Annotated in this window: 17 protein-coding genes; 8 read left to right on the forward strand and 9 right to left on the reverse strand. The window is 65.1% G+C overall.

The features are described 5' to 3' along the window. Nucleotides 1-48: 48 nt before the first annotated feature. Complete coding sequence (locus tag AC1ECK_RS15480; RefSeq protein ID WP_480320557.1) at nt 49-1,014, reverse strand: helix-turn-helix transcriptional regulator; 966 nt, start codon at nt 1,012-1,014, stop codon at nt 49-51. A 183-nt stretch (nt 1,015-1,197) separates the two neighbouring features. On the opposite strand from AC1ECK_RS15480, the gene AC1ECK_RS15485 reads away from it, so the two are divergent. The 4 genes from AC1ECK_RS15485 (at nt 1,198) to AC1ECK_RS15500 (ending at nt 5,869) form a co-directional block, all read left to right on the forward strand. Then, on the forward strand, nt 1,198-1,713 hold the full coding sequence (locus tag AC1ECK_RS15485) for a DUF4863 family protein (RefSeq protein ID WP_480320559.1): 516 nt from the start codon (nt 1,198-1,200) through the stop codon (nt 1,711-1,713). Beyond that, a complete protein-coding gene (locus AC1ECK_RS15490; RefSeq protein WP_480320561.1) occupies nt 1,706-3,289 on the forward strand; it encodes a 3,4-dehydroadipyl-CoA semialdehyde dehydrogenase in 1,584 nt (527 codons plus the stop codon). Before AC1ECK_RS15485 ends, AC1ECK_RS15490 begins: the two co-directional genes overlap by 8 nt. 100 nt (nt 3,290-3,389) lie before the next feature. Beyond that, complete coding sequence (locus AC1ECK_RS15495; protein WP_480320563.1) at nt 3,390-4,988, forward strand: benzoate-CoA ligase family protein; 1,599 nt, start codon at nt 3,390-3,392, stop codon at nt 4,986-4,988. An 8-nt stretch (nt 4,989-4,996) separates the two neighbouring features. Beyond that, nucleotides 4,997-5,869 (forward strand): alpha/beta fold hydrolase, encoded by an 873-nt coding sequence (locus AC1ECK_RS15500; RefSeq protein ID WP_480320564.1) that lies wholly within the window; start codon nt 4,997-4,999, stop codon nt 5,867-5,869. A 4-nt stretch (nt 5,870-5,873) separates the two neighbouring features. On the opposite strand, the gene AC1ECK_RS15505 is transcribed toward AC1ECK_RS15500, so the two are convergent. The 3 genes from AC1ECK_RS15505 to AC1ECK_RS15515 form a co-directional block, all read right to left on the reverse strand. Continuing rightward, nucleotides 5,874-7,241, reverse strand: a complete 1,368-nt coding sequence (locus AC1ECK_RS15505; protein ID WP_480320566.1) for a GntT/GntP/DsdX family permease — start codon at nt 7,239-7,241, stop codon at nt 5,874-5,876. A gap of 123 nt (nt 7,242-7,364) precedes the next feature. Continuing rightward, nucleotides 7,365-8,489 (reverse strand): porin, encoded by a 1,125-nt coding sequence (locus AC1ECK_RS15510; protein WP_480320568.1) that lies wholly within the window; start codon nt 8,487-8,489, stop codon nt 7,365-7,367. Nucleotides 8,490-8,685: 196 nt separating this feature from the next. Continuing rightward, nucleotides 8,686-9,885 (reverse strand): aminotransferase class V-fold PLP-dependent enzyme, encoded by a 1,200-nt coding sequence (locus tag AC1ECK_RS15515; RefSeq protein ID WP_480320570.1) that lies wholly within the window; start codon nt 9,883-9,885, stop codon nt 8,686-8,688. Between the two features lie 139 nt (nt 9,886-10,024). Here AC1ECK_RS15515 and AC1ECK_RS15520 point away from each other — a divergent pair, with 139 nt between their 5' ends. From AC1ECK_RS15520 to AC1ECK_RS15535, 4 genes are all read left to right on the forward strand, one after another. After that, on the forward strand, nt 10,025-10,897 hold the full coding sequence (locus tag AC1ECK_RS15520; RefSeq protein ID WP_480320572.1) for an IclR family transcriptional regulator: 873 nt from the start codon (nt 10,025-10,027) through the stop codon (nt 10,895-10,897). 148 nt (nt 10,898-11,045) lie between these two features. After that, nucleotides 11,046-11,507: a RidA family protein gene (locus AC1ECK_RS15525; RefSeq protein ID WP_480320574.1), complete on the forward strand. Its 462-nt coding sequence runs from the start codon at nt 11,046-11,048 to the stop codon at nt 11,505-11,507. Between the two features lie 179 nt (nt 11,508-11,686). Next, nucleotides 11,687-12,082, forward strand: coding sequence for a hypothetical protein (locus AC1ECK_RS15530; protein ID WP_480320576.1), 396 nt, complete (start codon nt 11,687-11,689; stop codon nt 12,080-12,082). Nucleotides 12,083-12,164: 82 nt separating this feature from the next. Then, nucleotides 12,165-14,306 (forward strand): phosphocholine-specific phospholipase C, encoded by a 2,142-nt coding sequence (locus AC1ECK_RS15535; protein WP_480320578.1) that lies wholly within the window; start codon nt 12,165-12,167, stop codon nt 14,304-14,306. Nucleotides 14,307-14,451: 145 nt separating this feature from the next. On the opposite strand, the gene AC1ECK_RS15540 is transcribed toward AC1ECK_RS15535, so the two are convergent. Genes AC1ECK_RS15540 through AC1ECK_RS15560 form a run of 5 tightly spaced genes read right to left on the reverse strand, consistent with a single transcriptional unit; the run spans nt 14,452 to nt 18,818 of the window. Further along, nucleotides 14,452-15,753 carry an MSMEG_0569 family flavin-dependent oxidoreductase gene (locus tag AC1ECK_RS15540; protein WP_480320580.1) on the reverse strand — a complete coding sequence of 434 codons (1,302 nt, stop codon included), beginning with the start codon at nt 15,751-15,753 and terminating at the stop codon, nt 14,452-14,454. Between the two features lie 23 nt (nt 15,754-15,776). After that, on the reverse strand, nt 15,777-16,061 hold the full coding sequence (locus AC1ECK_RS15545; protein ID WP_480320582.1) for an MSMEG_0570 family nitrogen starvation response protein: 285 nt from the start codon (nt 16,059-16,061) through the stop codon (nt 15,777-15,779). Nucleotides 16,062-16,084: 23 nt separating this feature from the next. Next, complete coding sequence (locus AC1ECK_RS15550; RefSeq protein ID WP_480320584.1) at nt 16,085-17,263, reverse strand: MSMEG_0565 family glycosyltransferase; 1,179 nt, start codon at nt 17,261-17,263, stop codon at nt 16,085-16,087. Beyond that, entirely contained in the window at nt 17,260-18,246 is a 987-nt protein-coding gene (locus AC1ECK_RS15555; protein WP_480320585.1) for a sll0787 family AIR synthase-like protein, read from the reverse strand. Before AC1ECK_RS15555 ends, AC1ECK_RS15550 begins: the two co-directional genes overlap by 4 nt. Continuing rightward, nucleotides 18,243-18,818 (reverse strand): MSMEG_0567/Sll0786 family nitrogen starvation N-acetyltransferase, encoded by a 576-nt coding sequence (locus AC1ECK_RS15560; RefSeq protein WP_480320587.1) that lies wholly within the window; start codon nt 18,816-18,818, stop codon nt 18,243-18,245. The genes AC1ECK_RS15555 and AC1ECK_RS15560 overlap by 4 nt, the downstream gene beginning before the upstream one ends. Nucleotide 18,819: the final 1 nt, after the last annotated feature.

The following is an 18,819-nucleotide window of genomic DNA, read 5'->3' on the forward strand; positions in this document are numbered from 1 at the left end:
ATAAACCCTTAATCTGACAGCCCTCAACGCCGACACTGCCGCGCATGCTCAACCCGCCTGAACGTCCTCGACCGTTTCCGCCGCCAGCCGCGCAGCCAGACGGTCACGCAATTGCAGATAGGCGTCGGCAAGGGTTTTCTCGCTGGTGTCGAAGCTCATGTCCGCGCGGCCATACAGTTCGCTGCGCCCGGCAAGAATGCGCTTGAGGTCCTCCATGGCTTCCTTGTTGCCCGAGATGGGCCGCAGATCGCCCTGCGCCACGACCCGCCGCATATGCTCTTCCGGCGTGGCCTGCAGCCAGACGGTGTAGCAGTGCGCGAGCAGCGCGTTGAAGGTGCCCGACTCGGAGACGAGGCCACCCGGCGACGCGATCACCGCACGCTCATGCTCCTGGATCACCGCCTCCAGCGCCCGGTGCTCGTAGCGGCGATAGGCGGCGGCGCCGTACAGCGAATGGATCTCCGACGGCGGACAGCCGGCCAGTTGCTCGATCACGCGCGTGAGTTCGACGAACGGCACCTTGCGCTCCTGCGCGAGCATCCGCCCAAGCGTCGACTTGCCCGCGCCGCGCAGGCCGATCAAGGCGATGCGGTCCTTGCGGTGCGGATCGCGCGGCGCCTGCGCGAACATCTCGGCGAGCGCGATGCGGGCCCGCTGCAACGCCGCCTGGTCGCGCCCCTGCAGCAGTTCGCGGATCAGCAGCCATTCGGCCGATGAGGTGGTTTCGTCGCCGATGACCTCGGCGAGCGGGCAATTGAGGGTGGCCGCGATCTGCCGCAACACCAGCACCGAGGCGTTGCCGACACCCGATTCCAGATTCGCCAGGTGCCGCTCGGACAGACCCGTTTCGGTGGCGAGCGTCTTGCGCGTCATGCCGCGACGCGCGCGCAGCATACGCACGCGCTCGCCCATGGCCGTCAGGAACGGATCGCGCTCTTCCCGCTCGCCGCGATCCTCGCGGGCGCGGTCGTCGGCGTGCTCGTCCGACGGTGTGACGGAGTCATTCTGATTCATGTTTCACGCTCCCAATACCACGATACATGTACTATAGTACTTGACAAGCACTGGATGGCCGGTTAATTTTCGCCAAATATTGATCCAATAACAAACGCCGCGCGCTTTTTCCTGCGGCGTATCGGAGACGGACGGCATGCGCGCATGAAATAAGGTGCGTGTGCGCCGTCGCTGGAGGCTCGTATGTCCCCTGAAGAATTCCAACGCCTGATCGCAGGCGTGACCGCTCAGCTCCAAGGCCGGCCGCTCGACGCCGATCTGGCGACATGGCTGAACGCGACGTGGCCGGCCGATAACAGAGCAAGCACAACAACCGGCGCCACCTTCCACGACCTTGCGCAGGCCTGCCGTACCGGCGTCGCCGAAGGCTGGCTATGCAACCGCGAAGGCGGCGGCATCCGCTATGGCCGCATCTTCAAGGCGCTGCCGGCCACGCACGGCTTTTCCGTCGACGTGGTCGACATGCAGGACATCGCCGGCCCGCACCATCTTCATCCGCATGGCGAGATCGATCTGATCATGCCGCTCACCGAGGGCGCGACCTTCGACGGTCATCCAGCCGGTTGGTGCGTGTACGGCCCCGGTAGCGCGCATCGTCCGACCGTTGCCAACGGGCGGGCGCTGGTGCTGTATCTGTTGCCGCAAGGCGCGATTGAATTCACCCCTGAACCCCTCGCTGAGACCGCTCGCCATGACTGAGTTACTGAACAACTACGTGGCCGGCCAGTGGCTTGCCGGCACCGGCGCTGGCGTCACGCTGACCGACCCGGTGACGGGCGAAGCGCTGGTGCGCGTATCGAGCGAAGGGCTCGATCTGCCGCAGGCCTTCGATTTCGCCCGCGAACACGGCGGCGCCGCGTTGCGCGCGCTGACCTATGCCGCACGCGCCGAGCGCCTCGCCGCGATCGTCAAGCTGCTGCAAGCGCAGCGCGACGACTATTACGCGATCGCCACGGCCAATGCCGGAACGACCCGCAACGATTCGGCGGTCGATATCGACGGCGGCATTTTCACGCTGTCCTACTACGCGAAACTCGGCGCGGCGCTGGGCGACGTGCACGCATTGCGCGACGGCGAGGCCGCATCGCTCAGCAAGGACCAGTCGTTCAGCGTGCAGCATGTGCTCACGCCCACGCGCGGCGTCGCGCTCCTGATCAACGCGTTCAATTTTCCGTCGTGGGGGTTGTGGGAAAAAGCGGCTCCTGCGTTGCTCTCCGGGGTGCCGGTGATCGTCAAGCCGGCCACCGCCACGGCATGGCTCACGCAGCGAATGGTCGCGGACGTCGTCGATGCAGGCCTTCTGCCGGCCGGCGCATTGTCCGTGATCTGCGGCAGCGCCGCGGGTCTGCTCGATCAGGTGCAGGCCTTCGATGTGGTGTCGTTCACCGGCTCGGCCGCCACCGCCGCGACGCTGCGCGCGCATTCCGCCTTCGTGCGGCACGGTGCGCGCCTGAACGTCGAAGCAGATAGCCTCAACAGCGCGATCCTCTGCACCGACGCGACGCCGGATACGCCCGCCTTCGAACTGTTCATCAAGGAAGTCGTGCGTGAGATGACTGTCAAGTCCGGTCAGAAATGCACGGCGATTCGCCGCGTTTTCGTGCCCGACGCCGCACTCGAGGCGGTCGTCGACGCACTCAAAGCGAAGCTCGCCAAGGTTGCCGTCGGCAATCCGCGTAACGAGAGCGTGCGCATGGGGGCGCTCGTGAACCGCGAGCAGTATGAGAACGTCCTCGCGGGCATCGCCGCGCTGCGCGAAGAAGCGGTGCTCGCCTACGACGGTTCTGCCACGCCGTTGATCGACGCCGATCCCGCCATCGCCGCTTGCGTGGCGCCGCACCTGTTCGTCGTCAACGATCCCGATCAGGCCACGCTGCTGCACGAGGTCGAAGTGTTCGGCCCCGTCGCCACGGTGGCGCCGTACCGCCCCGCGGCAGACGCGGGCGAGTTGCCCGAAGCGCATGCCGTCGCCCTCGCGCGCCGCGGCGGCGGCTCGCTGGTCGCGTCGATCTATGCGAACGACGACGCGCATCTGGCGCGTGTCGCGCTCGAACTCGCCGATTCGCACGGACGGGTCCATGCCGTTTCACCATCGGTGCAGCAAAGCCAAACCGGTCACGGCAACGTGATGCCGATGTCGCTGCACGGCGGCCCCGGCCGGGCCGGTGGCGGCGAAGAACTGGGCGGCTTGCGGGCGTTGAATTTCTATCACCGCCGCTCGGCGCTCCAGATGTCGAGCGCGGGCATCGACGCTTTGACGCGCTCGATGCAATAAGCAAACCTCAGTACCTGATCCTGGTACCAGGCGTTGGCACCAGGGAATCATCGGACCCACGCGCCTCACGAGTCCAGGCCGCCCCACCGCTGGAGGAAACATGGAAGCCCTGCTGGAACCGCCTGCTAGTCAGCCCCAGCCCGCCTTGAACGTCGAGCCGCCGCCGGCCCAGTTCAATTTCGCCGCGCATCTGTTCGATCTCAATCAGGCACGCGCCAGCAAGCCCGCCTATATCGACGACCGCGGCATCACCACCTACGGGCAACTCGAAGAGCAGGCGCGCCGTTGCGCCGCGGTGCTGCGCACGCTCGGCGTGCATGCCGAAGAACGCGTGCTGCTGGTGATGCAGGACACTGTAGAACTACCGATTGCGTTTCTAGGCGCGCTGTACGCGGGCGTCGTACCCGTGGTGGCGAATACGCTGCTGACCTCGGCGGACTACGTCTACATGCTCACGCACAGTCACGCTCGCGTCGTGATCGCTTCGGGCGCGGTGCTGCCGGCTGTCGAGCAGGCCCTGAGCGAGGCGGAGCACGACGGCTGCCTGCTGATCCTATCGCAGCCAACCGACGGCGAAGCGCCGCGCGCGCAGGTGTTCAGCGCATTGCTCGACGCGGCCGCACCCACGCTCAAGCCGATCGCAAGCAGTTGCGACGATATCGCCTTCTGGCTGTATTCGTCGGGCTCGACCGGCAAGCCCAAAGGCACCGTGCATACCCATGCGAATCTCTATTGGACCGCGGAGCTGTATGGCAAGCCGATCCTCGGCATCGTCGAAACCGACGTGGTGTTTTCCGCCGCCAAGCTGTTCTTCGCGTACGGCCTCGGCAACGGCTTGACCTTCCCTCTGTCCGTGGGCGCCACCGCGGTGCTGATGGCCGAGCGCCCCACCGCCGAAGCGATCTTCGCGCGTCTCGTGCGACACAAACCCACCGTGTTTTACGGCGTGCCGACGCTTTACGCGAGCATGCTGGCCTCGCCCAATCTGCCCGAGCGCGTCGATCTCGCGTTACGCATCTGCACCTCCGCCGGCGAAGCGCTGCCGCGTGAGATCGGCGAGCGCTTCACCGCACACTTCGGCGCCGAGATTCTCGACGGCATCGGCTCGACGGAGATGCTGCATATCTTTCTTTCGAATCGCGCAGGCAGTGTCGAATATGGCACCACCGGCCGTCCGGTGCCCGGTTACGAGGTCGAACTGCGCGACGAGAATGGGCACGCCGTCGCCGATGACGAAGTGGGCGACCTGTTCATCAAGGGACCGAGCGCGGCGCTGATGTACTGGAGCAATCGCGAGAAATCGCGTGCAACCTTCCTCGGCGAATGGATCCGCAGCGGCGACAAATACCGGCGGCTGCCGAACGGCTGCTATGTCTACGCCGGACGCAGCGACGATATGCTCAAGGTGAGCGGACAATACGTGTCGCCCGTAGAAGTGGAGATGGTGCTGGTGCAACACGAGGCCGTACTCGAGGCGGCGGTTGTCGGCGTCGATCATGGCGGCCTCGTGAAGACGCGCGCCTTCGTGGTGTTGAAGCGTGATGTCGCGGCGTCTGGCACACTGGCGGATGAACTGAAGGTCTTCGTCAAGGAACGGCTTGCGCCGCACAAATATCCGCGCGATATCGTTTTCGTCGACGATCTGCCGAAGACGGCGACCGGCAAGATTCAACGCTTCAAACTGCGCGAACAGCTTTAAGGTGGTCCATGCACAACCCTGCGACAACCGACGGGACAACCGCGGCGCCGACGCTCGCAACCGCTGGCGAATTCGCACGACTGCCCGCAAACGCCACGCGCGGTCCGCTCGATATCGAATACCGCTGGCTCAATAGCGGGCTCAGCGCAGCGCCGATCGCGTTGTTTCTGCACGAGGGGCTCGGCTCGATCGCCATGTGGCGCGACTGGCCTCAGACGCTGTGCGACCAGCTCGGCATGCGTGGGCTGGTGTATTCGCGGCCCGGCTATGGACGCTCGACGCCGCGGCCGCGCGACACAAAGTGGCCGGTGGATTTCATGCGGGAGCAAGCCGAGGATGTGTTGCCCGCGCTGCTGGACACGCTCGGCGTCGATTCCGAACAACGGGCTCGCCTGTGGGTGATCGGTCATAGCGACGGCGGGTCGATCGCACTGCTATACGCCTCGTCCTTCCCGGCCGGTCTGGCAGGCGCAGTGGTGATAGCACCGCACGTGTTCGTCGAAGACATCTCAGTGCGCAGCATCGCGCAGGCGAGGCAAGCCTACGAGCAAAGCGGTCTGCGCGACAAATTGAGCCGCTATCACGCCGACGTCGATTCGGCGTTCTATGGCTGGAACGACATCTGGCTGAACCCGGCGTTCAGAGCCTGGAACATCGTCGCTGCCTTACCGGCCATCCGTTGTCCGCTGCTCGCCGTGCAGGGCCACGACGATCACTACGGCACGATGGCGCAGATCGAAACGATCGCCGCGCAAGTGCCGCAAGCACGGCTCGCCAAACTCGATGCTTGCGGGCACTCGCCACATCGCGACGCGCCCGGCGCGCTCAATGCCGCGATTGTGGCGTTCGTGGCGTTTGTCGGGCAGACCCGGCGCGCCTGACCACTCAGACCACAGCGGCCAGACCTAGCGTGAACAGCAGCGCCGTCAGCGAGATGATCGTTTCGCACACGGTCCACGTCTTGAAGGTCTGCGGCACGGTCATGCCGAAGTACTCCTTGACGAGCCAGAAGCCGCCGTCGTTGACGTGCGACAGGATCAGCGAGCCCGCGCCGGTGGCGAGCACCAGCAACTCGGGACGCACGCCGCCTGTGCTCGCCGCCGCAGCCGCAATCGGCGCGATGATGCCCGCGGCGGTCGCCATGGCCACCGTGGCCGAGCCGGTCGCCACCCGGATCAGCGCCGCCACCAGCCACGCCAGGATCAGCAGCGGCACATGCGCGCCGGTGGCGACGTCGACGATCGCCTTCGACGCACCGCTATCGATCAGGATGCGCCCGAAACCGGCACCCGCCCCCACCACCAGGGTGATGCTCGCGGTTGGCGCAAGACACTCGTTGGTGAACTTGAGAATCTGCTCCCGGCCGAAGCCGCGTGTCGTGCCGAAGGTGTAGAAGCTCAGCAGCACCGCGAGCAGCAAGGCCATATCCGGATGACCGATCAGATGCAGCACGTTGTTCGCGGTCGATTTCGCCGGCGCCAGCAGGTCGGCCCAGCTCCCCAGCAGCATCAGCAAGACCGGCAGCAGCACCGTCAGCAGGGTAATGCCGAAGCCCGGCAACTGCTGCTGGGCGCGCTTCGCGTCCTGTTCGATGAACTGCTGCGCCATCGGGTTCACGCCTTCCAGCACCACGAAACGGCTGATCAGCTTCGAAAACAGCGGGCCGGCAATCGCGGCCGTCGGAATCCCGACAATCAGCGCGTAGAAGATCGTATGGCCGATGTCCGCGTTGTAGGCGGTCACCGCCAGCAAGGCCGCCGGGTGCGGCGGAATCAGGCCGTGCACCACAGACAACCCGGCCACCATCGGAATGCCCACGCGAATCATCGAGGTGCCGGTGCGTTGCGCCACGTTGAAGGCAATCGGAATCAGCAGCACAAAACCGACTTCGAAGAACACCGGCAGGCCGACCAGAAACGCGATGCACATCATCGCCCAGTGGACGTTCTTCGGCCCGAACAGCTCGATCAGCGTGCGGGCGATCCGCTCCGCCCCGCCCGACTCGGCCATCATCTTGCCGAGCATGGTGCCGAGCCCGACCACAATGGCGATATGGCCGAGCGTGCCGCCCACGCCGGTTTCGAACGACTTGAGAATCGACGTCATCGGCATGCCGACCGCGAGCGCCAGCGCGACCGACACCATCATCAAGGTGATGAACGGATTCATCTTGAAGCGCGCGATCAGCACGACGAGCGCGATGATTGCAATCAATGCATAGACGAGTAACAGACTTCCTTGAACGGTCGCCATGGGTGCTCCTGGTGAATGAGATCGGCCACGCGCGGGGCACGCGCACCGCGCGGTGCATGCGGTGCGCGTGCCTCTCGCGCGTGTGCGGACGGCCGCGCTTACCGCGCGGCCCGGCCGCTGTCCTTAGAACTTGTGGCGGATACCGGCGACGGTCACGAATTGACCATTGGTGCTCGAAGGACTGGAAATCCCTTCGATCCACGCCTTCGAACCGGAAGCGTTCTGGTAGATGCCGTTCAGGTAAAGGTCGGTGGTCTTCGAGAGGAAGTACTCGCCGCCGACGCTGATCTGGTTGTAATGCGCATTCGGCGCCGTCTTCGAACTGCTGTTCTGGCTCGTGTAGATGTAGCCGAGGGCGAGCAGCGTGGCGGGCGTCAACTGGTAACGTACGCTCGCTTCGTAGTTGGCAAAGCGCAGGCTGCCGCCGCTGATCAACTGGAACTGCGAATTCGTGTACAGCAGCGCTACCGTGGCAGGACCGAATGTGTAGGCGCCGCCGCCGCCGAACACCTGATTGCGCGAGACGTTGCTGGTGCCGATGATCGAGGAGCCGGTGCCATAGTAGTTGTCCGAAGGCGCCGCGCCGGTCGTATTGCTGGCCGGACTGTCGACCAGCGAATACGCCGCGTCGAGACGCAGCGGGCCGTTCACATAGTCGGCGCCCACGCTCCATGCCCGGTTGTTGGCGAACTGCCCCGCCATGTTCGAAAACGCGTACATCGCGTTGGCGGTGAAGCCGGCGTAGGTCGGCGTGGTGTACTTCACCGCGTTGTCGGTGCGGTAGGTGTTGTTGAGGTCGTCGTTGTCGTAGACCGCATTGCCGTACTGGCTCATCGCGCCGACGCCGTTGATCTGCAGATTCGACAGGTAGTCCTGAACGCTGTTGTACTGGCGCCCGAGCGTGATCGTGCCGGCCGTCGGATTGCTCAGGCCCACCCATGCGCCGCGGCCGAACATCCGTCCGCCGCCGCCCAGCGCGCCCGTTTCGGCGCTGAAGCTGTTTTCCAGTTTGAACAGGACCTTGTTGCCGCCCCCGATATCTTCACTACCCGTCAAGCCCCAGCGTGAGCCCTGCACGTTGCCTTGAGTCGCCTGATACGCGGCCGAGCCCTTCTGATTATTGGTGTAGGTGAAACCGGCATCGATGATGCCGTACAGCGTGACGCTGCTTTGCGCGTGCGCGGCCGTGCCGCCGATCCCGGTTACGGCGATGGCGAGCGCCGTACGAAGCATTTTCTTTTGCATCATGGTTTCCCCAAGTCTCAAGTCGAAAGAACAGCAAACAGCGGTGGTTATGGATTTTTCAAGCTACATAAGGCGTACTAAACGAACAGAGCAAAGCGACACCGGAATTGCTCCGGTGTGACGGTCAAACAATCAGGTTTTCAGCGCGACGCTTTCAGCCGCGCCGGCTGCGTCGGCCATCTCGGCCCACGCGCGCAGATCAGTCCGGCCAGTTGCGGCGGCCTGCCAGACGGCGCGCGTCGCGCTGATGGAACGGCGTGACCAGCGGCTCAGGCGCGGCTTGCGCCCGTTCGAGTTCGGCCACCAGCCGGGCCAGCACGACCTGCTCTTCGCCGGGATGCAGGTTGCACGGATCGACGAAGAAGAAATGCTGTTCGACTTCGTGATCGCGCACGATCACCGGTGCGACGCCGGCCGGCGGCCGCGCGAGCGCATCGGCAAGATCCCAGGCCGTCGTGCGCGCCTCGCGCGGATCGATCTGCAGTTTCAGGCGCTCGAGAGGATTGCCGGTCGGATCGGCATCGAGTTCGGCGCGCACCCCCGCGCGAGCGTTCAGCGCGTCGCGCCAGAGCGTCAGATAAGCGCGCTCGCGGGACCGGACCGCGCCGTGATCGCGCTGCTGCCATTGCCCGAGCGCAGCCATCGCACCGACGATGCCCTCCTTGCCGACTTTCATGCCGCGGCCGATCCCGCCGTTCTGGAAATAGGCCGCCCGCACCAGCGCCTTGCGGCCGGCCACGATGCCGGCGGTGAGTCCGCCGAGAAACTTGTGCGCCGAGTAGAGCGCGAGATCCGCGCCCGCTGCGATAAAGCGCTTGAGGTCGTATTCCGACGCGGCGTCGACAATCACCGGCACGCCCTGGGCGTGCGCCACGGCGATGAATTCTTCGAGCGGGATCATGCCGTACTGGACCGCGTGATGCGACACGACATAGAGTGCCGCCGTGGTGCGCGCGCCAATCGCGCCGGCCAACTGGTAGCCGTGCGCTTCAGTGGCGGCGCCCACCGGAACGACCGTTGCTCCGGCGAGGCGGATCGCCTGATCCACCGGTGCGCCATAATTGACGAGGTGCCCGGTCTGGATCACGACTTCGTTACGCAGGCCGCTCGCGTCCGGCAGACGCTCGATCAGCCCCAGGTCGTCACCCGTCATGGTGGCCGCGATGCTCAGGGTGATCGCCGCCGAGCACGACGCGGTGATATAGCCGGACTCGCTGCCGCACGCCTCGCCGATCACCGCCGAGGCCTTGCGCTGCAGGTCGTCGATCTCGACGAACTCCGGCAGGATCTGCGCCACCGCCTCGATTACCGGCGCGCGGACGATGGACGCGCCGAGGCTCGTCATCGTGCCCGAGGCATTGATGACGGGGCGTAAGCCGAAACGAGTGCGGATGTCCATCGAGAAAAGCCTCCAAACTGGTATTTCTTAATTATGGAATATATGTTGTAATTGCGGATCAGTCTAGCATACAATGCCCGAGCGTCAACTGGACAAAAACCCCCATTAGGCATACCCACCCGGCATCCCAAGGAGCACGATGGCCCGCACGCCCCGATCCACCGCCGCCGAGTCTGGCGCGACCGCTTCCGAGACGGCCGCCGGGCTCACGGCCCAAAGCGACCAAACCGGCCAGACTGCCCAGGCGCCCCGCTCCCGCACCAGCGCGATCGAGCGCGCTGTGCAGATTCTCGATGCACTGCAAGCGGCCGGCCGGCCCGCCACCGCCTATGAGGTGGCGCGCATGGTGGGCGCACCGCTCTCCACGGTCTATTCGATCATCAACGACCTGGTCGAGAAGAACCTGCTCGCGCGCCGGCTCGACGGCGCCATCTGGCTCGGCTCGCGCCTGTACGGTTACGGCCTGACCTATGCCGGCTCGCTCGACTACCTCGCGGTGGCCGCCGAGGAAATGCAGCGGCTGTCCGCCGAAGTCGAAGAGTCCGTGCAGGTTTGCGGACTCGAAGAAGGCATGATGGTCGTGCTGCAAATGTCCGAGGGGCCAGGACATTTTCGTGTCACCTCGCGCGTGGGCAGTCGCGTGCCGCTCAACTGGACCGCCTCGGGCCGCTTGCTGGTCGGCCATTTGCCGGACGCCGAGCGGATTGCCTTCTTTACGCAGCACGCTCAGGCTTCGCCCACCGGCCGCGCCGAAACCCGGCCCAAGGTGCTCGCGCAGATTGCAAGGGACGCACTCGAGGCGCGCCTGTCGATCCAGATCGGCGAATCCGATGCTTCGGTGGCCTGTCTCGCCGCCCCCGTCCTCGACAACGCAGGCGTGTGCGTGTTCACGATTTCCATCGTGATGCCCGAAGCGAAAGCCGTACTCGGCACCGAACGCTACGCGCAAGCGGTGCAAGCGGTCGCTGCGCGCATCGAAGCACGACTCGGCTGGCGCCAGCGCGAATCGTGACCGCCGCATGAACCTTAAGTGAACGAAGCTTTCAGGCGCCCTGCGCGCAACGCCACAACGGCCTGAGCGCGGCGCGATTGCCGCCTCGCTGCAATCGTGCCGCGCCACGCTCTCTTCAGAACGTCCGCTCTCACTCACTCGATCCCAGATGAACTGTTATGAACGGCTGCATTCGCGCGGCCTGAAACTACCGCAAGTGCCCTCGCCAATCGGCAATTTCTGCCACTGCACCCGCGCAGGCAATCTGCTGTTTCTCTCGGGCCAGGGACCGATCGACGCAACCGGCGCGCTCATGACCGGCAAGGTCGGCGCAAGCGTCAATACCGAAGAAGCGTATCGCCATGCGCAACTGGTCGGACTCAACCTGCTCGCGGTCCTGCATGATGAACTGGGCGACCTGCAACGCGTGAAGCAGATCGTCAAGCTGCTCGGCATGGTCAACGCCACGCCTGAATTCACCGAACATCCGCGCGTCATCAACGGCTGCTCCGACCTGTTCGTCGACGTGTTCGGCGACGCGGGCCGCCACTCGCGCTCGGCGGTCGGGATGGGCTCGCTGCCGGGGAACATCACCGTCGAGATCGAGGCGGTTGTCTCAGTGTGGGAGTGACGTGCGGACTGAACGCCGCTGCCTCGAAAACGTCATTTTGTAAATTGCGCAAACATGCACAATCGCAACTTCTTACCCAACGTTCATAAATCTTACACAGGTAAGTAGTTATCCTTCGACGGTGCCTGGTCAGGGTACGTACCCTCGCCAGCGTCCCCCAATACCGTCAAAGGCCTCCCATGTCCACCAGGTCTGCGCGCAGCGCGTTGTTCGAATCCAAACCGGCGAGCAAACGTTTGGTAGTAGCACCGCGCGCATGGCCGCGCCCGCGAACGGCGACGCCGTGGCCGGGCACCGCCCATGCGGCACTGGCAATCGCGTTATGCGTGGCGCTCGGCGCCTGCGGCAACGACGACAGCAAGACGCCCGACACCAGCACGACATCCGCCGAGCAGATCAACGCTGCCCCGCCGGCGCCTTATGCGGTACCTTCCGCGCCGTCGCAAAACGCGTCGTCGCAAAACGCTTCCGTGCTGCCGGCACACGCCATCCAGACTCCGCCGCCGGGCTCCGCACAGCTCGGCGCCGCCGCATCCGACAGTCTTGTAACACCCGTGATTCACACCGTTGATTGAGCTCGTCCGACTCCCCGCGCCGGTTCGGCTTGTGCTTGCCCGCCGTCGTGCATATTCCCTCTCCTGAAGATCGAAGCCGAACATGACATCAAAAAACCGCCGTGATTTTCTGCGCGCAGCCGCCTCGGCTGCGGGTTCCGCAACCGCGTTGAGCATGCTGCCGCTCGGCATTCGCAACGCGCTCGCCATCCCTGCCAACAACGCCACCGGTAGCATTCAGGACGTCGAACACATCGTCATCCTGATGCAGGAAAACCGCTCGTTCGACCACTACTTCGGCACGCTGCGCGGCGTGCGCGGCTTTGGCGACACGCGCGCCATCTCGCTGCCCACCGGCAACCCGGTGTGGTATCAGCCGCTGCTCGCAGGCGCAGTCGAAGATGTGGGCCATGTGTTGCCGTTCCGCCCGAGCGCGCCGAACCTCGGCCTGCAGTTCCTGCAGGATCTGGCGCACGACTGGAACAGCACCCACACGGCATGGAACGGCGGCCTGTACAACCAGTGGGTGCCGGCCAAGGGCACCACGACGATGGCGTACATGACGCGCGACGACATTCCGTTCCACTATGCGCTGGCCGACGCGTTCACGATCTGCGACGCGTATCACTGCTCGCTGATGGGCCCGACGGACCCGAACCGCTACTACATGTGGACCGGCTGGGTGGGCAACGACGGCAACGGCGGCGGCCCGGTGATCGACAACTCCGAGCTTGGCTACGGCTGGTCGACCTATCCGGAAGTCCTGCAAAACGCCGGCATTTCGTGGAAGATCTATCAGGACATCGGCACCGGCCTGAATGCCAACGGTTCGTGGGGCTGGACCTCGAACGCCTACATCGGCAACTACGGCGACAACTCGCTGCTCTACTTCAACCAGTATCGCAACGCGCAGCCAGGCAATCCGCTCTACGACAACGCGCGCACCGGCACCAACGTGGCGAACGGCGGCACCTACTTCGACGTGCTCAAGCAGGACGTGACCAACAACACGCTGCCGCAGGTTTCGTGGATCGTCGCACCGGAAGCCTATTCCGAGCACCCGAACTGGCCGGCCAACTACGGCGCGTGGTATGTCGACCAGGTGCTGCAGATCCTGACGTCGAACCCGCAGGTGTGGAGCAAGACGGTCCTGCTCGTCAACTACGACGAGAACGACGGCTTCTTCGATCACATGGCGCCCCCGTTCGCGCCGGCTTCGAGCGCCAACGGCCTGTCGACGGTTCCCAACACGAACGAGATCTACGGCGGCAACGGCCAATATACGGCGGGCGAGTATGCGAACGGCCCGTATGGCCTCGGACCGCGCGTGCCGATGATCGTGGTCTCGCCGTGGTCGAAGGGCGGTTATGTGTGCTCGCAACTGTTCGACCACACGTCGGTGATCCGCTTCATCGAGAAGCGCTTCGGCCAGCATCACGATCTGGCCGAAGCGAATATCACGCCGTGGCGCCGCGCCGTGTGCGGCGACCTGATGTCGGCGTTCAACTTCGTCAATCCGAACGACGCCACGCCGGCGCTGCCGAGCACGGAAAGCTACGTACCGCCGGACCAGTTGCGTCATCCGGACTATGTCCCGCTGCCGCCGCTCGTTCAAGCCGTGCCGAAGCAGGAACCCGGTGTGCGGCCGGCGCGCGCCCTGCCCTACGAACTGTTCGTGCGTCTGCACAGCGAGGCGTCGCAAGGCAAGATCGCCATCCGCTTTGTCAACAGCGGCAAGGCCGGTGCGGCGTTCCTCGTCTACTCGACCAACAGCGGCGCGGCGCCGCTCAGCTATACGGTGGAAGCCGGCAAGCGTCTCGACGACCAACTGCCGCTCAACGCCAACGGCACCTACGACTACACCGTGTACGGTCCGAACGGCTACCTGCGCCGCTTCGCCGGCAAACCGCCGGCAGCGTCGAACTGGTGGAGCAGCTCGGAAGTGGCCCGCCCGGAAGTGGCCGAGGGTTACGACGTCGCCAACGGCAACCTGCAATTGCGTCTCGAGAATCCGGGCACGGCGCGTTGCGAGTTCACCATCACCAACGCGTACGATCCGAGCATGATCGTCAAGCGCACGGTGAAGGGCGGCGACAATGAGGACCTCTACCTCGATCTGCGCGCGGCCTACGGCTGGTACGACCTGACGGTGACCGTCGATACGGACCCGACCTTCACGCGGCGCCTGGGTGGCCACGTCGAAACGGGACGCAGCAGCATGAGCGATCCGGCTCTGGGTAGCTAAGCAGGCTGGGCTGCGAGGACACGTTCTGGCTGCGCGAATTCGCGCAGCCAGAACGGCTCAGACCTGCCCCAGCGACCAGTCGGTCATCGCTCGGGCAACTCAAGCGATGCGATTCAGCAACTCAGCAACTCAGCAACTCAGCAACTCAGGCCGCCAGCGTCGCACACGTCGCAGCCCGTTCACGCTCGCGCGCCAGAATCGCCTGCACGACATACTCCGCGTCGCGCGCAATCCCCGAGAAGCGGCCCGAGCCCCAGGTGTGCAGCCACGGCAAGCCCACGAAGTAGAGCCCCTCCACCGGCGTAATGCCGCGCTGGTGCGCCGGATAACCGCGTCCGTTGAACACCGGCGCATCGATCCAGCTAAAGTCCGGCGTAAAGCCGATACACCAGATAATCGCAGCGATGCCGCTGTCTTCGAGCGCGAGCGTCGCGCGTTCGTGCGACGGTTGCCACACGGGTTCATAGACACCACCCGGCGCCGCCTCGATGCCCTGCTTTTCGATAAAGCCGTCGATGCTCGCATTGATGCGGTTATAGGTATCGTCCGCGTCGTCGAGATTCGCCGCGAGGTTCGGTGCGAAGTGCAGCAGCCCGTCGCGCAGGTCTTCGAGGCGCCCGTATAGCTGCATGCCTTCGGCAGCGAACTTGCGCAGGTCGATATCGCGCCCGCCGTCGCGGCCGGTCACATAGTGATTGGTGTTGTCACGCACGCCTTCGCGCAACGGATGCTTTTCCACCGGCATGTCGTAGTACTGCATGTCCGCCAGCCAGTCCACCACGTCCTTGCCGCGATAAAAGCGCGCGCAGCGCGGCGCCTCGCCCACCGCCAGCACCACCTGGCGGCCGGCCAGATGCAGGTCCTCGGCGATCTGCGCGCCCGATTGTCCCGAGCCCACCACCAGCACCGCGCCGTCGGGCAGCGCCTGCGGGTTGCGATAACCGGACGATTGCAACTGCACGATCCGCGCGGGCAAGCGCTCAGCCATGCGCGGCACGATCGGCGTGTGATAGCCGCCCGAGGCCACCACCACGTGGTCCGCGGTGAAATCGCCTTGCGTGGTCGTGACCGCATACGTGCCGTCATCGCGCCGCTTCACGCGGTTGACCGCGGTGTGCTCGAGTACCGGCGCATCCACGGTGGCAATAAAGCCGTCGAGGTAGGCCACGATTTCATCCTTCTTCATGAAACCGTGCGGATCGTCGCCCGTGTACGGATAACCGGGCAACGCGCATTGCCAGTTCGGCGTGACAAGGCAGAACGCGTCCCAGCGCTGCTGGCGCCAGGTGTGCGTGACGGTCTGTTTCTCGATCACCAGATGATCGATACCGGCCTGTTTCAGGTAGTAGCTGATCGACAGACCGGCCTGCCCGCCGCCGACGACGAGCACGCGATAGTGCCCATTGCCGTGTGGCGCCGCGCTCGTGGAGTGTGCCAGGTTCGACATGATGCGTCCTTGCAAGAAGAAAATCAGATCAGTTCGATCACTTTCACGGTGGCATCCGCGTGCTCGCGAAAACGCTCCGCGTCGCGTTCGATCTGTGCGAGTTGATCCAGCGCTGCCGAGCAGGCGAACCCATACTTCTGCCGCACCCGCTCCGAGGCGATGTTGAGCGCCTCGCGCGAGCGTCGTACGAAGTCGTCGAGCGGGTACGCGTGGCCCGGCGAAAAGAATTCGCTGACCACCTGCGACGGCGAATAGCAATTCGCTTCGCCGCCATCGGGCCATTGAATGCGAAAGTGCATGACAGGCATGGGAAGTTCCTTGTACGTAAGGCTTAATGAATGGCAAGCGGCTGCCGGGCGAGCCATGCGCGATACACCTCGAGATGGCGGCTCGCGCTAGCCGCCCAGCTAAAACGTGCGAGCAGCGCGGGCACCGCACGGGCGAAACCGGTCGCGCCGTCGCCGCGTATCACGCGCAGCAATGCGCTTGCAATCGAGGCTGGGTCGGTAGGCGTGGCCCAGCTACAGGTGGTGTCATCGAGATACTCGGTAAACGGTGCGATCGCCGACGCCACCACCGGCGTGCCGCAGGCGAGCGCTTCGAGTACGACCAGGCCGAAGCCCTCGCGCACGGAGACCATCGCCAGCACCTGGGCGCTGCGCATGAGCGCGGGTATCTCGTCGTCTGTGAGCGGCCCGGTGATCACGATGCTTTGCCCTGGGCCGGTTGACAGTCCGTGGTGCGCCACGCGCTCGATAAAGCGCCGTGTATAGGCGTCGTGATCCAGCAGGCTTGCGCCGCCCGCGATCACCAGTTGCGCCTGCGGCGCCACGGCACGAACCATCGCAAAGGCATCGAGCAGCGCCAGCGTGTTCTTGCGTGCTTCAATGCCGCCCACGGCGAGGATCAGCGGACCCTCACCCAGTCCAAGCCGTTGCTTGAGTACCGTGTCGGATGGGCTCGCCTGGGGGTTGAAGCGCGCGATATCGACACCATTCGGCACCGTGACCGCGGCGATTCCATAACGCAGTTGCATCTCGCGCGTCCACGTCTCGCTGACGCACAAGACCTGGTCGGCGTCGCGATACGCGCGTTCCTGCCATGCCGCAAGACGCGGATCGTCGAACTGATCGAGGTGATGCACGGTGCGCACGAAGCCGCGAATCGAGCCTTCTGCCTTCAGTTCGGCCAGCGCGTTGCCGCTGATACTGTCCTCGGCATGCAGAATGTCGAAGGCATCCGTGCCGTGCCCCTGCAGACTGCGCTTCAAGGCGCGAATACGCGCGTCGACCAGTGCGACCGTACCGGCCTCCGCACCAATGATCCGCGCGTACACCACGCGGCAGGGGGACTCGCGAAACAGCGTTTCATCGTTCGTGGCCGGCACAAACACCGTCATGTCATGACCGAGGACGCTGAGGGCGCGCGCCAGTTCGAGCGTATGCACCACGCCGCCGCGTGGATTGACCGAATGTGTCAGCAGTGCGATGCGCAGCGGCCCCGTACTCATCGCGGCGCCTCATCCATTGGCACGATGAACGGCTCGCCGCAAAAGTCCCATAAAACGGCGGCGTCGTTGCCCCGGTGCACGACCACCTTGCGCGATGTGTCGACTGTGCCGATCTCGGCGCAGGCCAGCGAGCGCGCCTCGAATTGCGCCCGGACACGCCCGGCCTGTTCTTCGCGCACCGCGAGCAGATAGCCGAAGCTCGGAAACGCCGTGAGCCAGCGCGCCAGCGGCACCTCGGCCGGCTTGGGAAGCGCATCGAGATCGATACGCGCGCCCACCTTCGAGCATTCGAGCAACATCAACGCGGTGCCCAGGGCGCCGGCCATGCTGATGTCCTTGGCCGCATCGCACAGCCCGCTCTCGGCGAATTGCGGCAACAACTCCAGATCGCCGCGCAAACGCGCGGCGGGCGCGCCTACCGACGCATTCCAGAAAGGATATGGCTCCTCGAAGCGGCCGCGCAGATCGACCGCCATCAACAGGCGGTCGCCCGGGCGCGCGTTGAAGCTCGACAACAGCGCCCTGGCTCGCCCGACAATCGACACGGCCAGTTGCGCCGCGCCGCTGCGCGCATTGGTATGGCCGCCGACCAGCGGCACGCCATACGCCAGCGACGCCGCCGCCATGCCCGCCAGCACCTCGTGCGCCGCTTCGATGCCGTCGCTCCACAAGGCGTCCACCACCGCGAGCGGCCGGCCGCCCATTGCATAGATATCGCTGACGTTGACCATCACAGCGCTGTAGCCCGCAAACCAGGGCATGGCCTGCACGAAGTCGCTGACCATGCCTTCGATCGCAAACAGCAGGTAACCGTCGCCGTCGGCCAGAGCCGCGCAATCGTCGCCTATCGCCACCGCCTGACCCAGCGCATCTGCGCCGCCGGGCAGGCGTCGCGCCAGCGACGACACCACACCGGCAATATCGGTCTTGTGACGAAAGCCGCGGCTCTCGCGCAAGCCGGCGACCAGCTCCGCCACGCTCATGACGCGCTCCGAGCTTGCGTGACAAAGCCGCTGCGCGGTGCGGTGCACGGCGGATAGTGTTCGAGCTGCGCCTGCATCAGATGGTGCGAGCGCCCCAGCAACATCTCCTGGGTGAGCGCCTGCCAATGCAGCGCCTCGAACAAGGGCACGTTCTGGCTCTGCACGTGCGCGAGAAACGTCTCGCAACCGAGCGCGCGGGCGCTCGTCACAGCGAGGCGGATCAGCGTCGCGCCGATCTTGCCGTGCCGGCGAAACGCCGCGTGCACCGCGAGCCGCGAGCCGTACCACACGCCCGGCGCCTCCTGATGGATACGCACGGTGCCCACCACCTGCTCGGAGATGCCGGCAATGCAGCTCACCGCCACCAGTTGCTGGGCGCGCGCGTCGATCTCGTCACGGTCGTCTCCGACGAAGAGGCCCTGTTCGATACAGAACACCGCGCGCCGCAGCTTGTAGGCCTCCTCTGCTTCCCACGGCAGCGTGGTCCATTTGATGCGGTACTCGGCCGGTGTGTAGAGCACCGGCGCGAGATCGGGTTGCGCGGAGACGCCCGCGATCGCTTCGCCAAACATG

The sequence above is a fragment of the Paraburkholderia sp. SSBN10T genome, from assembly GCF_056619545.1.

Coding starts and splice junctions, on each gene's coding strand:
- AC1ECK_RS15495 (WP_480320563.1), top strand. CDS start 3,390: ATGGAAGCCCTGCTGGAACCGCCTGCTAGTCAGCCCCAGCCCGCCTTG.
- AC1ECK_RS15490 (WP_480320561.1), top strand. CDS start 1,706: ATGACTGAGTTACTGAACAACTACGTGGCCGGCCAGTGGCTTGCCGGC.
- AC1ECK_RS15515 (WP_480320570.1), bottom strand. CDS start 9,885: ATGGACATCCGCACTCGTTTCGGCTTACGCCCCGTCATCAATGCCTCG.
- AC1ECK_RS15500 (WP_480320564.1), top strand. CDS start 4,997: ATGCACAACCCTGCGACAACCGACGGGACAACCGCGGCGCCGACGCTC.
- AC1ECK_RS15560 (WP_480320587.1), bottom strand. CDS start 18,818: ATGTTTGGCGAAGCGATCGCGGGCGTCTCCGCGCAACCCGATCTCGCG.
- AC1ECK_RS15525 (WP_480320574.1), top strand. CDS start 11,046: ATGAACTGTTATGAACGGCTGCATTCGCGCGGCCTGAAACTACCGCAA.
- AC1ECK_RS15540 (WP_480320580.1), bottom strand. CDS start 15,753: ATGTCGAACCTGGCACACTCCACGAGCGCGGCGCCACACGGCAATGGG.
- AC1ECK_RS15550 (WP_480320584.1), bottom strand. CDS start 17,263: ATGAGTACGGGGCCGCTGCGCATCGCACTGCTGACACATTCGGTCAAT.
- AC1ECK_RS15505 (WP_480320566.1), bottom strand. CDS start 7,241: ATGGCGACCGTTCAAGGAAGTCTGTTACTCGTCTATGCATTGATTGCA.
- AC1ECK_RS15510 (WP_480320568.1), bottom strand. CDS start 8,489: ATGATGCAAAAGAAAATGCTTCGTACGGCGCTCGCCATCGCCGTAACC.
- AC1ECK_RS15555 (WP_480320585.1), bottom strand. CDS start 18,246: ATGAGCGTGGCGGAGCTGGTCGCCGGCTTGCGCGAGAGCCGCGGCTTT.
- AC1ECK_RS15480 (WP_480320557.1), bottom strand. CDS start 1,014: ATGAATCAGAATGACTCCGTCACACCGTCGGACGAGCACGCCGACGAC.
- AC1ECK_RS15530 (WP_480320576.1), top strand. CDS start 11,687: ATGTCCACCAGGTCTGCGCGCAGCGCGTTGTTCGAATCCAAACCGGCG.
- AC1ECK_RS15545 (WP_480320582.1), bottom strand. CDS start 16,061: ATGCCTGTCATGCACTTTCGCATTCAATGGCCCGATGGCGGCGAAGCG.
- AC1ECK_RS15485 (WP_480320559.1), top strand. CDS start 1,198: ATGTCCCCTGAAGAATTCCAACGCCTGATCGCAGGCGTGACCGCTCAG.
- AC1ECK_RS15520 (WP_480320572.1), top strand. CDS start 10,025: ATGGCCCGCACGCCCCGATCCACCGCCGCCGAGTCTGGCGCGACCGCT.
- AC1ECK_RS15535 (WP_480320578.1), top strand. CDS start 12,165: ATGACATCAAAAAACCGCCGTGATTTTCTGCGCGCAGCCGCCTCGGCT.